At 67.8% G+C, this 15946-nt stretch carries 13 protein-coding genes; 10 read left to right on the forward strand and 3 right to left on the reverse strand.

What is annotated here, in order from left to right; all coding sequences use genetic code 11:
• Positions 1-63 precede the first annotated feature (63 nt).
• From G6N59_RS22650 to G6N59_RS22670, 5 genes are all read left to right on the forward strand, one after another.
• Positions 64-768 (forward strand): response regulator transcription factor, encoded by a 705-nt coding sequence (locus G6N59_RS22650; protein ID WP_138229138.1) that lies wholly within the window; start codon positions 64-66, stop codon positions 766-768.
• Entirely contained in the window at positions 746-2353 is a 1608-nt protein-coding gene (locus G6N59_RS22655; RefSeq protein ID WP_138229082.1) for a sensor histidine kinase, read from the forward strand. The genes G6N59_RS22650 and G6N59_RS22655 overlap by 23 nt, the downstream gene beginning before the upstream one ends.
• A 14-nt stretch (positions 2354-2367) precedes the next feature.
• The gene (locus G6N59_RS22660) at positions 2368-4281 is read left to right on the forward strand and encodes a glycosyltransferase family 39 protein (RefSeq protein ID WP_138229083.1); all 1914 of its coding nucleotides are present in this window, start codon (positions 2368-2370) and stop codon (positions 4279-4281) included.
• A 56-nt stretch (positions 4282-4337) separates the two neighbouring features.
• Positions 4338-5594 (forward strand): bifunctional glycosyltransferase family 2/GtrA family protein, encoded by a 1257-nt coding sequence (locus G6N59_RS22665; protein ID WP_138229084.1) that lies wholly within the window; start codon positions 4338-4340, stop codon positions 5592-5594.
• 64 nt (positions 5595-5658) lie between these two features.
• Positions 5659-7548 (forward strand): ArnT family glycosyltransferase, encoded by a 1890-nt coding sequence (locus tag G6N59_RS22670; RefSeq protein WP_170212363.1) that lies wholly within the window; start codon positions 5659-5661, stop codon positions 7546-7548.
• Here the strand turns inward: G6N59_RS22670 and G6N59_RS22675 are convergent.
• Positions 7533-7952, reverse strand: coding sequence for a PaaI family thioesterase (locus G6N59_RS22675; protein WP_138229086.1), 420 nt, complete (start codon positions 7950-7952; stop codon positions 7533-7535). The genes G6N59_RS22670 and G6N59_RS22675 overlap by 16 nt on opposite strands.
• A gap of 100 nt (positions 7953-8052) precedes the next feature.
• Between G6N59_RS22675 and G6N59_RS22680 the strand changes: the two genes are divergently transcribed.
• The 4 genes from G6N59_RS22680 (at position 8053) to G6N59_RS22695 (ending at position 13051) form a co-directional block, all read left to right on the forward strand.
• Positions 8053-9417: an MFS transporter gene (locus G6N59_RS22680; RefSeq protein ID WP_138229139.1), complete on the forward strand. Its 1365-nt coding sequence runs from the start codon at positions 8053-8055 to the stop codon at positions 9415-9417.
• Positions 9418-9510: 93 nt separating this feature from the next.
• Positions 9511-10461 (forward strand): sulfate adenylyltransferase subunit CysD, encoded by a 951-nt coding sequence (cysD, locus tag G6N59_RS22685; protein ID WP_179970228.1) that lies wholly within the window; start codon positions 9511-9513, stop codon positions 10459-10461.
• Positions 10461-12305: a sulfate adenylyltransferase subunit CysN gene (gene cysN / locus G6N59_RS22690; RefSeq protein WP_138229088.1), complete on the forward strand. Its 1845-nt coding sequence runs from the start codon at positions 10461-10463 to the stop codon at positions 12303-12305. Before cysD ends, cysN begins: the two co-directional genes overlap by 1 nt.
• Entirely contained in the window at positions 12305-13051 is a 747-nt protein-coding gene (locus G6N59_RS22695) for a 3'(2'),5'-bisphosphate nucleotidase CysQ (RefSeq protein ID WP_138229089.1), read from the forward strand. The genes cysN and G6N59_RS22695 overlap by 1 nt, the downstream gene beginning before the upstream one ends.
• Positions 13052-13121: 70 nt before the next feature.
• On the opposite strand, the gene G6N59_RS22700 is transcribed toward G6N59_RS22695, so the two are convergent.
• Together G6N59_RS22700 and G6N59_RS22705 are read right to left on the reverse strand one after the other, a co-directional pair.
• Positions 13122-14276 carry a DUF7802 domain-containing protein gene (locus tag G6N59_RS22700; RefSeq protein WP_138229090.1) on the reverse strand — a complete coding sequence of 385 codons (1155 nt, stop codon included), beginning with the start codon at positions 14274-14276 and terminating at the stop codon, positions 13122-13124.
• Entirely contained in the window at positions 14269-15195 is a 927-nt protein-coding gene (locus G6N59_RS22705; RefSeq protein ID WP_138229091.1) for a metal-dependent hydrolase, read from the reverse strand. Before G6N59_RS22705 ends, G6N59_RS22700 begins: the two co-directional genes overlap by 8 nt.
• A 109-nt stretch (positions 15196-15304) precedes the next feature.
• Between G6N59_RS22705 and G6N59_RS22710 the strand changes: the two genes are divergently transcribed.
• Positions 15305-15925 (forward strand): TetR/AcrR family transcriptional regulator, encoded by a 621-nt coding sequence (locus G6N59_RS22710; protein ID WP_138229092.1) that lies wholly within the window; start codon positions 15305-15307, stop codon positions 15923-15925.
• Positions 15926-15946 lie beyond the last annotated feature (21 nt).

Consider the following 15946-nt stretch of genomic DNA (forward strand, 5'->3'; position numbering starts at 1 on the left):
AATAATAGAGCTGTGAGTGGTCCCAGCAGTCCCGCCCGTGACAGTGAAACCCCGCGCGTCGTGATGCACCGGGCCGACGGGAAGCCGATCAACGTCCTGGTCGTCGACGACGAGCCGGTCCTGGCCGAGCTCGTTTCCATGGCCTTGCGCTACGAGGGCTGGGATATCGCCACCGCCGGCGATGGTGCGGCCGCGATCGCGCTGGCCAAGGACAACCCGCCTGATGTGGTCGTGCTGGATGTGATGCTGCCCGACATGAGCGGGCTCGACGTGCTGCGCAAGTTGCGTGAGCAGATTCCGGGGCTGCCGCTGCTGCTGCTGACCGCGAAGGATTCGGTCGAGGACCGCATTGCCGGCTTGACCGCGGGCGGCGACGACTACGTCACCAAGCCGTTCAGCATCGAGGAAGTGGTGCTACGACTGCGCGCGCTGCTGCGACGCACGGGGGTGGCCAACGAAGCCGGTGGCGCGCAGATCGTCGTCGGCGACCTGGTGCTCGACGAGGACAGCCACGAGGTGACGCGCGGCGGCGAGCAGATCACGTTGACCGCGACCGAGTTCGAGCTGCTGCGGTACATGATGCGCAACTCAAAACGGGTGCTGAGCAAGGCTCAGATCCTCGACCGGGTGTGGAGCTACGACTTCGGCGGCCGCTCCAACATCGTTGAGCTGTATGTGTCCTACCTGCGCAAGAAGATCGACAGTGGACGCGAGCCCATGATCCATACCCTGCGTGGCGCCGGATATGTCCTCCGACCTGCCCGCTGAGGCGTCCGGCACGCGGGTCTGGCAGCCGCGGAGCTGGTCGCTGCGGGTCCGCTTGCTGGTCACCCAGGTGCTGCTGCTGGCACTGGTCATCATCGGCGTCGGTGCGGCGACCGAGTTTGCGCTGCAACGTTTTCTGCTGCACCAGCTGAACGACCAGGTACTGGAGGCGGGCCGGCGCTCGGCCGCCATCTTCGAGCTGCCGCCACCGCCCATGGCGCCGCCCCTGACCGGTGGGGTACCGCGGCCGTCCATGGATCCGCATTTCCGCATGCGCTTCGACCCCGAGGCCGGCCCCGGCCCCGGCTTCCTCAACGCACCCGGGCAGGCCGTCGGCACCCTCGGGGCGGTGGTGTTCCGCGGCCAGGTCGACGCCGGCGTCATCACTTCCGAGGGTAGTCGCGCGTCGTTGAGTACCACGGCCACAGCACAATTGGCGCAGGTACCGCCGGACCGCAAGATCCGGACCATGGAGATCGACGGGCTGGGCCGCTATCGCGTCATCGGCCTGCCTCCCCGGCACGGCGGGCCACAGACCATCGTGACCGGGCTGCCCACCAGACACGTCGACAACACGCTGCTATGGGTGCTCGGCATGTTCTGTGCGGTGGGGGCACTGGCGCTGATCGGCGCGACGACGGTCGGCGTCTGGATCATCCGGCGCCAACTCGCCCCGCTGTCAAGGGTTTCCGCCGCCGCGCGCGACGTGGCCGACCGGGAACTGGACAGGGGAGAGGTGCAGCTGCCGCCGGAGATCGTCCACGTCGACCCGGTCGCCGCGCACACCGAAGTGGGCCAACTGGGTTCGGCGCTGAATCGCATGCTGGACCGGGTCGCCGCCGCCCTCGCGGCCCGTCATGCCAGTGAGACGCGGGTGCGCCAGTTCGTGGCCGACGCCAGTCACGAACTCCGCACACCGCTCGCCGCGATCCGCGGCTATACCGAACTGGCGCAACGCAAGAGCGGCGAGCTTCCCGCCGACGTTGCCCACGCGATGAACCGCGTCGAATCCGAGACAGCGCGCATGACCCGGCTCGTCGAGGACATGCTCCTGCTGGCGCGACTGGACGCCGGCCGGCCGCTGGAGATGGAGAGCGTCGACCTGTCGCAACTGATCGTCGATGCCGTCAGCGATGCACACGTCGCCGGTCCCGATCACGACTGGTCGCTGGACCTGCCCGACGAACCCATCACCATCGAGGGTGATCCGGCCCGGCTGCACCAGGTGCTGGTGAACCTGTTGGCGAATGCCCGTACCCACACGCCGGCGGGGACATCGGTGACCATCGCGCTGACCGCTGATCCGGACGCGACGGTGATCAGCGTCGCCGACGACGGCCCGGGCATTCCAAAGGCGTTGCAGCCCGAGGTGTTCGAGCGGTTCGCCCGCGGTGACTCGTCGCGGTCCCGGCAGGCCGGTAGCACCGGACTGGGGCTGGCCATCGTCGCCGCCGTGGTGAAGGCGCACGGCGGCACCATCAGCGCCGACAGCCGACCCGGAGCCACGGTATTCACGGTGCGGTTGCCCGCGGTTCCGGCGGGTTCGGTCTCACAGCCACCGCATAGCGTCGCCTCGACGTCCGCCTAGCCGGCTCGCCCACAATCAGACCGGTGACTCTCGTATTGCGCCGCCCCGTCGGGGAGCGGCTCCAGCTCGGCGTCCTGCTGACGGCGACGGCTGTGTTGTACCTGTGGAACCTGTCGGCCAGTGGTTGGGCCAACAGCTTCTATTCAGCGGCGGCACAGGCCGGTGCCAGCGACTGGACCGCGATGTTGTTCGGCGCCAGCGATTCCGGCAATGCCATCACCGTCGACAAGACCCCGGGCGCGCTGTGGGTGATGGACCTCTCGGTGCGGCTTTTCGGGCTCAGCTCGTGGAGCATCCTGGTGCCGCAGGCCCTGATGGGCGTGGCCGCGGTGGCGGTGCTCTACGCCGCGGTCCGCCGCGCTGCCGGGCCGGCCGCCGCTCTACTGGCCGGGGCGGTGTTCGCCTTGACGCCGGTGGCCACCTTGATGTTCCGGTTCAACAATCCCGATGCGCTGCTGGTCCTGCTGCTGGTGGTGAGCGCGTACTGCGTGCAACGCGCCTGCGAGGAAGACGCCGGTCGTGGCTGGTTGATCGCCGCGGGCGTGGCTGCCGGGTTCGCGTTCCTGGCCAAGATGCTGCAAGCGTTCCTGGTGCTGCCGGCGTTCGCCGCGGCGTACCTGGTGGCCGGGCCGTCGCAGCTGCGTACGCGGTTCTGGCGCCTGCTCGGCGGCACGGCGGCAATGGTCGTCTCCGGCGGTTGGTACCTGTTGCTCGTCGAACTGTGGCCCTCGTCGGCGCGGCCGTATGTCGGTGGATCGCAACATGATTCGATCATCGAACTCGCTCTGGGTTACAACGGCGTGGGCCGGTTGAACGGCAACGAGCCCGGCGGCCTCGGCAACCCGAATTTCGACGCCGGCTGGGACCGGCTCCTGGGCGCGAGCATGGGAACCTATGCGGGATGGCTCGTGCCTGCGGCCCTGATCTGTCTTGTTGCGGGGCTGTGGCTGACCCGCCGGGCGCCGCGCGCCGATACGACGCGGGCGGCACTGATCCTCTGGGGCGGGTGGCTGGTTTTCACCGCTGCCGTGTTCAGCTTCGCCAACGGCATCGTGCACCCGTACTACACCGTCGCGCTGGCTCCGGCCATCGGTGCGTGCCTCGGTATCGGTTCGGTCCTGATGTGGCGCCATCGCACGGCGTTACCCGCCCGGCTGACCATGGCGGGCGCAGTGGTCGTCACGGCGGCAGTGGTCGAGATGCTGCTGAGCCGCGGCGGCAGCCTGAGCTGGCTGCGGGTGGCGGTGCCGATCATCGGAGCGGTCGCTGTAGCGCTGTTACTGGTGCCGCCGCGATTCCGCCCGGCGCGGCTCGCCGCAGTGTTGGCGGTCGCGGCCTGCCTGGCCGCGCCGGCGGTGTATTCGGTTGCCACTGCCGGGGTCTCGCACACCGGCGCGATGCCGTCGGTGGGACCGGCAGGCGGGCACGGAAATTGGGGGCCACCTCCGGGAAGCGGCAAGGCCCGGGGGCCGGCCGGTGGACCCGCCCACGCGATGGGTGCGCCGCCACAAGGACTGCGGCCGGGCGGCGGGCTCCTCGATTCGCCGGTACCCGGGGCAGCCTTGACCGCGCTGTTGGGCACCGACGCCGCGAAGTACCGGTGGGCCGCTGCCGTCGTCGGCTCCAACAACGCCGCCGGTTACCAGTTGGCGGCGCGTGTCCCGGTGATGGCGGTCGGTGGTTTCAACGGCACCGACCCGGCGCCCACGCTGACACAGTTCGAGCAGTACGTGGCCACCGGCCAGATTCATTACTTCATCGACGGCGACGTCAAGATGGGCTGGGGCCATCAGGACCAGGACAACGCCGGCCAGGAATCTCAGCAGATCGCCACGTGGGTGAGCTCGCAATTCACGGCCACCACGGTCGAGGGCACCGTCGTCTACGACCTGAGCCACCCGCGTCGACTCGCCGCTCAAAACTCATAGCTTGCGCATAGCTTCACCCCATGGCGGGCTAAAGCTGCGGCCCAAGAATCAGTGTCATGACGAACCTGGTCGAGCGCGACGCCGAGCAACGCTTCACGACCCGCCCCAATGCTGCCCTCGCCGCGCGTGCCGCCGGTGTCCCGGTGCTGGACGTCGTAGTCCCGGTCTACAACGAGCAGGTCGCGTTGCCCGGCTCGATCCGCCGCCTGCACCGCCACCTGGAAGAGCACTTCCCGTACCCGGTGCAGATCACCATCGCCGACAACGCGAGCATCGACGACACCGCCCGCGTCGCCGCGGAGCTGGCCGCCGAGCTGGACAACGTCCGCGTCCTGCACCTGGACCTCAAGGGCCGGGGCCGTGCGCTGCACGAAGCGTGGTCGAACTCGCCGTCGCCGGTACTGGTCTACATGGACGTCGACCTCTCCACCGACCTGGCCGCCCTCGGCCCGCTGGTGGCTCCGCTGATCTCCGGCCACTCCGATCTGGCGATCGGCACCCGGCTGGCTCGCGCCTCCCGGGTCGTGCGCGGACCGAAGCGCGAGTTCATCTCCCGCTGCTACAACCTGATCCTGCGTGGCGCGCTGTCTGCCAAGTTCTCTGACGCCCAGTGCGGCTTCAAGGCCATCCGGGCCGACGTGGCGCACGCGCTGCTCCCGCTTGTCGAGGACACCGGCTGGTTCTTCGACACCGAACTGCTGGTGCTCGCCGAGCGCACCGGCCTCCGGATCCACGAAGTTCCGGTGGACTGGGTCGACGACCCCGACAGCCGGGTCGACATCATCGCCACCGCCACCGCCGACCTGAAGGGTGTCGGCCGGCTGCTGCGTGGTTTCGCCAACGGCTCCATCCCGGTGCACACCATTGCCGCCCAATTGGGTTCGTCCCCCCGGTCCGGGGCGCCTCGGTCGCTGCTGCGTCAGGTCGTCCGGTTCGGCACCATCGGCGTCGCGTCCACCCTGGCCTACCTGTTGCTGTTCATGATGATGCACGCGCCGCTCGGCGCGCAGACGGCCAACCTTGTCGCGCTGCTGCTCACGGCGGTCGTCAACACTGCGGCCAACCGGCGCTTCACCTTTGGCGTCCGCGGCGGCGGTGCCGCCAGCGCGACCCGGCACCAGTTCGAAGGGTTGATCGTCTTCGGTATTGCGCTGGCGATCACCAGCGGCGCACTGGCCGGGCTACACGTGTTCGTCCCGCAGGCCCACCACCTCGTCGAGTTGAGCGTGTTGGTGGCCGCGAACCTGCTTGCGACCGCGGTGCGGTTCGTGCTGCTGCGCGGGTGGGTGTTCCACCCCAAGCGCACGAATTGACCGGCACCACAACTGCTTCCGAGGAGGCCCACTCGTGATCGCCACTGCGCCCCGTGTTGCTCAGTTGCCGAAACCCCGCCGCGGCTCGCGAATCTGGACTCGCCCGGTATGGGAACGATCGGCGCTGTTGACGCTGCTGGCCGGGACGGCGGTGCTGTACCTGTGGGCGCTCGGCTCGTCGGGCTGGGCCAACTCCTACTACGCGGCCGCGGCCCAGGCCGGAACCCAGAACTGGGAAGCGCTGCTGTTCGGCTCCTTCGACGCGGGCAACGCCATCACGGTCGACAAGCCTCCGGCCGCGCTGTGGCTGATGGGCCTGTCTGGCCGTCTCTTCGGATTCAGTGCATTCAGCATGCTGCTGCCGCAGGCTCTCATGGGGGTGGCCGCGGTCGGGATGCTCTACGCGACGGTCCGACGCACCAGTGGCGCGGCCGCCGGGCTGCTGGCCGGCCTGGTGCTGGCGGTGACTCCCGTTGCGGCGCTGATGTTCCGGTTCAACAACCCCGATGCGTTGCTTGTGCTGCTGCTGATCACCGCGGCCTACTGCACGGTGCGGGCCATCCAGTCCACCGAATTCGCCGCGTCGGCCCGGTGGATGACGCTGACTGGAGCCATCGTCGGCTTCGCCTTCCTGACCAAGATGCTGCAAGCGTTCCTACCGGTGCCGGGACTGGCCCTGGCGTTCCTGGTCGCCGCGCCGTTCGGGTTTTGGCGCCGGGTCAGCGCGCTGCTGATGGCGGGTGCGGCCCTGGTGGTTTCGGCGGGCTGGTACCTCGCGCTGGTCAGTCTGTGGCCCGCCGACGCCCGTCCGTACATCGCCGGCTCCACCGACAACAGTCTGTTGCAACTGGCCTTGGGCTACAACGGCATCGAGCGGATCACCGGCGGCGACCGTCCCAGCGGCGGCCCCGGTCCCGGTGGTGGCATGCGGGACAACCTGTTCTTCGGCGGGCACGCTGGCATCACCCGACTGTTCGGCCCGTCGATGGGCGTCGAAGTGTCGTGGTTGCTGCCCGTGGCGTTGATCGGCCTGGTGCTGTTGTTGTGGACGAGTTTCCGCGCTCCGCGCACAGACCTCCGTCGTGCCGGCGTACTGCTGTGGGGCGGTTGGCTTTTGGTGACCGGCGCGGTGTTCAGCTTCATGGACGGCACGGTGCACCCGTACTACAACGTCGCACTCGCCCCTGCGGTCGCCGCGTTGGCCGGGATGACGGTCGCGCACCTCTGGCAGCGCCGGGTCACGCTGTCGGCCCGCCTGCTGCTCGCGCTGCTGCTCGTCGTCTCGGCCGGTTGGGCATTCGCGCTGCTGTCCCGCACCCCGGATTGGATGCCCGCGCTGCGCTGGTACATCGCGGTGGTGGCGCTTCTGTCGGCGGTGGCCGTCGTGGTGGCAGGGCAACGTTCCGGACGGCTGGTGGCCGTCATCGCCGCCGTCGCGATCGCGGCCGGCGTGGCCGGATCGGCCTCATTCACCGTGTACAACGTGGCGCAGGGCCACAGCAGCGGTCCCGGGTCGATGTCCGGCCCGCCGCGGCCCGGCGGTGACTCGTGGCCGGGTGGCGGTCCTGGCGGACCCGGCCGGGATGGGCCCAACGCTGACCTCGAGAACCTGCTTCGCGGTGCCAACAACCGGTGGGCCGCTGCCACGGTGGGCTCCTTCCAGGCCGGAGACCTGGAATTGAGCACCGGCAATTCGTTGATGGCGATCGGTGGCTTCTCCGGTGGCGACAACGCACCGACCCTGGCGCAGTTCCGCCAGTACGTCGAGGACGGCCAGATTCACTACTTCATCGTCGGCGATCACAAGCGCGGTCCCGGCGGTGGTCGGGAACGGGGGAGTGCCGCGGAGATCACCTCGTGGGTGACCGGCCATTTCGCCAAGCTCGATGTCGGTGGCGCCACCGTGTATGACCTCGAGGCGCCGACGACTCCGATAGATCACCCGATCTTGTAGGTACCGACGGCCTTGGCCACCGGGTCGCGGCCCGGAGTCGTGATCTCGACTTCGCAGTGCACCAACGACTTTCCGCGGTGCAGGACCCGGCCGGAAGCGATCAGGTCGGTCGACCGGGCCGGTGCCAGGTACTGAACCGACATCGAGATCGTCACGCCGCGAAGCGATTCCGGCGCCTGCTCGGTCGACCACGCCGCGGCCATGACGGTGACGTCCGCCAGCGCCGCGATCGCGCCGCCGTGCACCATGTCGGCGAGTGTGGTGTTGGACGGGTCCCACGGCATCCGTAACCGCACCTCGGGGGCATCGAGGGCTTCGGCGACGATGCCGAGCTTGGCGACCAGCGGCGACTGCGGAATGAATTGCGCCATGACTTCGGCGCCGGTGTGCGGACTCATGCCCATGGAGTCTGTGGCCTGGGCGGTCCAGATTCAATTACCTGCCAGGTAGGCGGGTTACATTGCCGCCGTGGCCCCCGACCCGAGCCCACCGTTCCCGAGAGCACTGGCGCTGCTGGTGGCCGCTGCGTACTTCATGGAGGTCCTCGACGGGACCATCATCACGCCGGCCATTCCGCTGGTCGCCTCGTCGTTTCGGGTGACACCGATCGACGTCAACGTCGCGATCTCGGCTTACCTCGTCACTGTTGCGGTGCTGATTCCGGTCACCGGCTGGCTGGCCGACCGCTACGGCATCCGGCGGGTGTTCATCTCGGCGATCGTGGTGTTCACCCTGGCCTCGATCGGCTGTGCGCTCAGTGCCTCGTTGTCGGTGCTGGTGGCGATGCGGATTGTGCAGGGAGTGGGCGGCGCCATGATGGTGCCGGTCGGTCGGCTCGCGGTGTTGCGGGACAGCGACAAGTCGCATCTGGTGCGCGCCATCGCGGTGCTGACCTGGCCTGCGATGGCGGCCCCGGTGCTGGCCCCGATGCTTGGTGGGGCGATAGTGACGCTCGGGTCCTGGCGGTGGATATTTGTGGTCAACATCCCGCTCGGAGTGCTGGGAATTGTCCTGGCACTCAGGCTGGTTCGCGGGGGCCCGCAACCGTCGACCCGTCCCCTCGACTGGCGGGGCGTGCTGGCGCTGGGCGGCGGTATCGGCACCGCGCTGGTTGCGCTGGAGCACATCCGCGTGGCGGGCACGGACTGGTCCATTGTCGGTGGCTGTGGCGTGGCGGCAGTCGTGCTGCTGGTGGCCGCGGTGTGGCATCTGCTGCGCACCGATTCACCCCTCGTCGATCTCCCGGTACTGCGGGTGCAGACCCTGCGCATCACGGTCAGTGCCGGGTCGCTGTACCGGCTGGTCATCGTTGCGGTGCCGTTCCTGCTGACCCTGCAGTTCCAGCTGGAATTCGGCTGGAATCCGTTGGCGGCCGGCGCCATGGTGGCGGCCCTGTTCCTCGGCAACCTGACCATCAAGCCGGCGACGACGCCGTTGATGCGGCGGTTCGGGATTCGCAACGTGTTGCTGGTCAACGGCATCGCATCGGTGGCCTGTTTTGGGCTGTTGGCGATTCTGCGACCCTCGCTTCCACTACCCGTGATCGCCGTGATCCTGTATGTGAGCGGCGCGCTGCGGTCCATCGGTTTCACCGCCTACAACAACCTGGCGTTCTCCGATGTCGACGGCGATGACCTCACCCACGCCAACACCCTCAATGCCTCCATCCAGGAACTCGCAGCGGGTCTCGGTGTCGCGGTGGGGGCGCTGTTGCTCAGCCGGATGGGCTCGTACCCAGGGACGTTCCTGGTGCTCGGGGCGGTGATGGCACTGACCATCGCGGAGTCGTGGCAGCTGCCGCGGTCCGCCGGAGCCCACGTCAGTGGAGTCGGGAAGACGCTGGACACCGCGCCGCGTTGTTCCACCTGATCCGGTGATTGCAACCGTTGACACCGCACCACCCGGCACGTAAATTCTGACCATGGTTCTTATCTTGACCAGTTCTACCAACTTTACGGGGAAATGATGACCGTCACTCCCGACGCCGCCGAGGCGTCCAAGGTGGACCACCGGGCCGCCAAATACGAATTGAGCCATCTGCGATCGTTGGAGGCCGAGGCCATCCACATCATCCGCGAGGTCGCCGCGGAGTTCGAGCGGCCGGTGCTGCTGTTCTCCGGCGGCAAGGACTCGATCGTGATGCTGCACCTGGCCATCAAGGCGTTCGCGCCGGGCCGGCTGCCGTTCCCCGTCATGCACGTGGACACGGGCCACAACTTCGAAGAGGTCATCGCCACCCGCGACGCCCTGGTCGAGAAGCACAACCTGCGGCTGGTCGTGGCCAGCGTTCAGGACGACATCGACGCCGGCCGCGTCGTCGACAACGGCCCGTCGCGTAACCCGCTGCAGACCGTGTCGCTGCTGCGCGGCATCCGCGAGAACAAGTTCGACGCCGCCTTCGGTGGCGCCCGCCGCGACGAGGAGAAGGCCCGCGCCAAGGAGCGCGTCTTCAGCTTCCGTGACGAGTTCGGCCAGTGGGACCCCAAGAACCAGCGCCCCGAGCTGTGGAACCTGTACAACGGGCGGCACCGCAAGGGCGAGCACATCCGCGTCTTCCCGCTGTCGAACTGGACCGAGTACGACATCTGGGCCTACATCGGCGCCGAGGAGATCGCGCTGCCGAGCATCTACTACGCCCACGAGCGCCAGGTCTTCGAGCGCGACGGCATGCTGCTGGCTGTGCACGAATACCTGAAGCCCCGCGAGGACGAGCCGGTGATCACCAAGACCGTGCGCTTCCGCACCGTCGGCGACGTCACCTGCACCGGCTGCGTCGAGTCGGAGGCTTCGACTGTCGAAGAGGTCATCGCCGAGACCGCGGTATCCCGACTGACCGAGCGCGGCGCGACCCGCGCAGATGACCGGATTTCTGAGGCCGGTATGGAAGACCGCAAGCGAGAGGGTTACTTCTGATGGCAACGTTGCTCCGCATCGCCACCGCGGGTTCGGTGGATGACGGTAAGTCCACGCTGATCGGCCGGCTGCTCTATGACAGCAAGGCCGTCATGGAAGACCAGCTGGCTGCCGTCGAGCGCACCTCCAAGGAGCGTGGCCACGGGTACACCGACCTCGCGCTGGTCACCGACGGCCTGCGCGCCGAGCGGGAGCAGGGCATCACCATCGATGTCGCCTACCGCTACTTCGCCACGGCCAAGCGGAAATTCATCATCGCCGACACCCCGGGGCACATCCAGTACACCCGGAACATGGTCACCGGTACCTCGACGGCGCAGCTGGCCATCGTGCTGGTCGACGCTCGTCACGGTCTGCTCGAGCAGTCGCGCCGACACGCCTTCCTGGCGTCGCTGCTGGGCATCCAGCACATCGTGCTGGCGGTCAACAAGATGGACCTGATCGATTGGGACCAAAAGCAATTCGAGACGATCCGTGATGATTTTCATGAGTTCGCGGCCCGCCTGGACATCCAGGATGTCACCACCATCCCGCTGTCGGCGCTGGCCGGCGACAACGTGGTGACGAAGTCGGACAAGACCCCGTGGTACGAGGGTCCGGCGCTGCTGAGCCACCTCGAAGAGGTGTACATCGCCGGTGACCGCAACCTCAAGGACGTCCGCTTCCCGGTGCAGTACGTCATCCGGCCGCAGACCCACGAGCACGCCGACCACCGCAGCTACGCGGGCACCGTCGCCAGTGGCGTCATGCGCCCCGGCGACGAGATCGTCGTCCTCCCAGCGGGAAAGACCAGCACCATCACCGCGATCGACGGACCGACCGGCCAGCTCGAGGAGGCTTTTGCCTCGATGGCGGTGTCGATCAGCCTCGCCGACGACATCGACATCTCGCGTGGCGACATGATCGCCCGGGTGCACAACCAGCCGTACACGACGCAGGAATTCGACGCCACGGTCTGCTGGATGTCCGACGACGCGACGCTCGAGCCGGGTCGGGACTACATCATCAAGCACACCACCCGCACCACGCGGGCCCGGGTTGCGGACCTGGACTACCGCCTGGACGTCAACACCCTGCACCGCGACAAGAGTGCAACGGCGTTGAAGCTCAACGAACTCGGCCGCGTGACGCTGCGCACGCAGCAGCCGCTGCTGCTCGACGAGTACTCACGCAATGCGGTGACCGGGTCGTTCATCCTGATCGACCCGGACACCAATGGCACCGTCGCCGCGGGCATGGTGCGCGACACCACCCCGGCCGCGAGCCGGTCCGCGAGCCCCAATGCGGTGCGGCACGCCAATCTCGTCACGGCCGAGAACCGGCTGTCCAAGGGCAGCACGGTGTGGTTCACCGGTCTGTCCGGCTCGGGCAAGTCGTCGGTGGCCATGCTGGTCGAGCGCAAGTTGCTCGAATTGGGCCGTCCCGCATACGTTCTCGATGGCGACAACCTGCGCCACGGGCTGAACGCCGACCTGGGCTTCTCCATGGCTGACCGCTCGGAGAACCTGCGCCGGTTGGCCCACATCGCCACACTGCTGGCCGATTCCGGTCAGATCGTGCTGGTGCCGGCCATCAGCCCGCTGGAAGAACACCGTGAGCTGGCGCGAAAGGTCCACACCGACCAGGGATTCGAGTTCTTCGAGGTGTTCATGGACACCCCGTTGGCCGACTGCGAGGCCCGAGACCCCAAGGGGCTGTACGCCAAGGCGCGGGCCGGTGAGATCACGCACTTCACCGGCATCGACAGCCCCTACCAGCGGCCGAAGAACCCGGCTCTGGCTCTCGTGCCGGGTGACCTGGATGCCCAGGCCCAGCGCGTGGTCGACATGCTGGTGGGCCGCTGATGATCGATCACGATGTCGCTGAGCGGCTGGCCACCCGCGCCGGCGAGCTGCTGCTGGACGTGCGCGCCGAGTATGCCAACGCCGATGCGTCCGAGCGGAAAGCGGCGGGGGACAAGCGCTCTCACGAGTTCCTGATGACGGAGCTGGCGCGGCTGCGCCCGGGCGACGCGGTGCTCTCCGAGGAAGCGACGGAGGAAGAGCGGGCCAACAACGCCCGGCTGACGTCCGACCGGGTGTGGATCATCGATCCGCTCGATGGCACGCGCGAGTTCTCTGAGCTGGACCGTGACGACTGGGCCGTGCACGTCGCGCTGTGGGAGTCCGGCGAGTTGGTCGCCGGCGCTGTGGCGTTGCCTGCGCAGAACACCACGCTGCACACACCCGAGGTGGCCGCGCCCCGCGCGGTCGACGGCCCGCCGCGGATCGTGGTGTCACGCACCCGTCCGCCGGCCATCGCCCTTGCGGTGCGGGACGCGCTCGGCGGCGTTCTGGTCGAAATGGGTTCGGCCGGAGCGAAAGTCGCGGCCGTGATCCAGGGCCGGGCCGACGTGTACGTCCACGCCGGTGGGCAGTACGAGTGGGACTCCGCCGCGCCCGTCGCGGTGGCCCGCGCGGCCGGACTGCACACCTCGCGTATCGACGGTTCGCCGCTGGTCTACAACCGTGAAGACCCGAAGTTGTCCGACCTGGTCGTGTGCCGGCCCGAATTGGCCGAGCGGGTATTGGCGGTCACCGCCGCGCAGTAGCCCCCTCGACATCGACGAAATGGCTGTGGGACCGCATGATTCCACAGCCATTTCGGCTGTCTCGGACGGTCTAGCTCGACACGGCCGCCAGATCTGGTCTAGGGGATTTGGTCGGCGCCGCGGTGCGTACCGCCACGATGCACGCGACGGCGATCGCGAAGCACGCGACGGTGTACCACAGGCTGCCGATCGGATCGCCATGTGCGGTAACGCCGTTGACCGCGCCGAAGTAGGCGGGCAGCGCACTGAGCCAGAGCCCCGCCATGACCACCAGGTAGGCGACGGCGTATCCGACCAACCACGGCGGGCTCGTATAGCGTGGCTCGGTCGGGCTGGCCACGGTGCTGCGGAGCCGGCACCACTGGGAGACGAGCGCCCAGACCGCCACGGCGCAGACCGCCACCAGTTCGGCGGCATAGGCAATGCCGCCCGCTGTGCTGCTGCCGGTCACACCGCCGATCACGGTCGCGGGCAGCGGCAGGATCGCGGTGCCCAACGACGCCAACACCCCGGCAACCACAGTGCGCCAGACGATCTGGATACCGGTGAAGTGGCGGCCCCGATCGGCGTGCCGGCCCACGAAGAACTGCACGCACAGCGCCAGCGACATCGGCCATAGCGCGGCGAAGACGACCACGCTGGGCAGCGGCACGGAGTCGAACATCGGCTGGTTCATCGGGTTGTGCACCGACCATTCCCACCACCGCAGCTGCGGGCCCAGGTGGTCGAAGATCTCGTAGAACGCGTGGTGGACGAAGCCCACGCACGCGGCGCCGATCAGAGTGCCGTAGCGCCGGAAAACTCCTAGGCTGCGGACGATTTCGAACGCGACGGTCGCCATCATCGGGTAGATCGCCACGATGTACAGCGGCAGCCGGCCCCACAGGAAGTCCACCGTGAACACGTTGTGCGCGAACATGGTGTCAACCCGCTCGGCGATGCCGAAGGCCGCCGGGAAGTACAGCGGCGGTTCGATGATCAACAGGTAGGCCACCGCGCCGAACCACAGGGCGATGTTGGTGGCGTCACCGTGGCGCCGCAGGCGGATGATCGCGTAGACGAGCGTCAGCACCGCACCGGTGATCACCGTCAGCTCGAGGACCGGCAGGGTCCAGTTCTCCAGCTGCAGCGGATTGCGGACCTCGACCAGGCCGCCGGCCGTTTTGCAGGAAAACCCAAGGCGCCCAGCCAGATCAGCGAACGTCGCCGAGCACAGATCAGACATTGGCGGCCTGCTTTCCGGCGGTGTACCAGTGGGTGACGTCGTAGCCGGCGTCGTAACGATCGAACCATTCGGCCGCCAGTGCGGGCAGCTTCTCGTGCTCCGGGTTGTGGCCCGGAATCTGGCTGCGGACGATGCCGGACAGCGCCACCAATTGCTCGCGGACCGGGAGGTCGTGGAACGCGCTGGTAAACGGTCCGAAGTCAGGGATCCGGCCCAGTCGCTTCAGGATCGTGTTCTTCCGGCGCTCCAGTGCGAACGCCGACAGTGCGTCGACCTTGCGGACCTCCAGCGGCAGATGCTTGTTGAACCCGTTGCACGCCAGCCGCATCACATCCATGACGTGCTTGAAGATCGACGGTGCCACCCGCATGCGGTACCACGGATCGTCGACCAGACCGTTGTGGATGATGAGCGCCGAGCTCCGGTGTTCGACCTCTTCGACGAAGTGCCACAGGAACAGTGACGCGACGCGGTCGTCGCCCGGGGCGAACAGCGTGTCGTCATGGTCGAGCATCAACTTGAACACCGGCGTGAACGTCGCCTCCAGATCGGCGGTGTAGGCCAGCCGGTAGTTGAGGGGCTTGTTGGCGACGAGATCGTCGAACGCGGCGATCACCTCGTCGAGCGTTTCCTTGAGGGCCGGGTGGGCCTTGATCAGTCCGCGGGCGTGCGCGCGGTGGGCCATCGAATGCTGGCCCTCCTGCCGTACGAAAGCATCGGCTTCTTCGGCGATCACCGGGTCGGTCAGCAGCGGCTTGGCCTCGGCCATGGTGCTGACGATCATCTTCTCGAACGCAATTGCCAAGAAGGACACCGCGTTTGCCATTGCGGAGAACGCGGGGTTGGTCTCGTTCCAGAGGAACGGCACGGGGTGGTCCGCGAAAGCGAACCGCATCTTGCGGACCTGGAGGTCGGTCACTGGGCACCTCGATCAGTAATCATACAAACTATGTCGTCTTTGTATGGTTACAGTGCGCGAGCGGTTCCGTCAATGCTCGCGCCGGTGTCCGGCGTGTACCGTCCGGCGCATGGCACGCAAACGTCGCGGTTGGGGCGGGGAGCCGCCCGCCGATGACGAAGAGGCAACCCGGCGCATCGTCGCCGCTGCCGTCGAACTGCTGTCCAGTACGGGGACCGCGATCACCATCGCCGATGTCGCCGAATCGCTCGGAGTCATCCGGCAGACGGTCTACCGGTACTTCCCGACCGCCGACGAGCTGATGCGAGCGGCCGCCATCGCCTCCGTCGACGGATTTCTGGACCAGCTCAGCGAGCACGTGCACGGGATCCACGATCCGGCGGACGCGATGACGGAAGGTGTGCTCTACACGCTGGATGCGGTGACCCGGACGCCGCACCTTGGCATCCTGATGTCGGCGCCGTACGTCAGCGTGCACAGCAGTGACATGGCCTCCACCGAGGCACAGGACTTCGGCATGCAGATGATCACCCGGTTTGACGTCGACTGGGCGAGTTACGGATACGACGACGCGGCGCTGCGCGAACTGGTCGAATTCACGCTGCGCATCATGCTGTCCTACTTCCTGGCGCCGGCCGGCGACGGACGCACCCCCGACGAATTGAGGGCCTTTCTCCGGCGCTGGCTGGGTGCGGCGATCCTCGGCCAGCGGTCCGCCGGGGCCGGCTGAGCGAGCGGTGGCGATAACGCC

Origin of the sequence: Mycolicibacterium aubagnense (assembly GCF_010730955.1) — a bacterium.
Taxonomy (GTDB): Bacteria; Actinomycetota; Actinomycetes; order Mycobacteriales; family Mycobacteriaceae; genus Mycobacterium; species Mycobacterium aubagnense.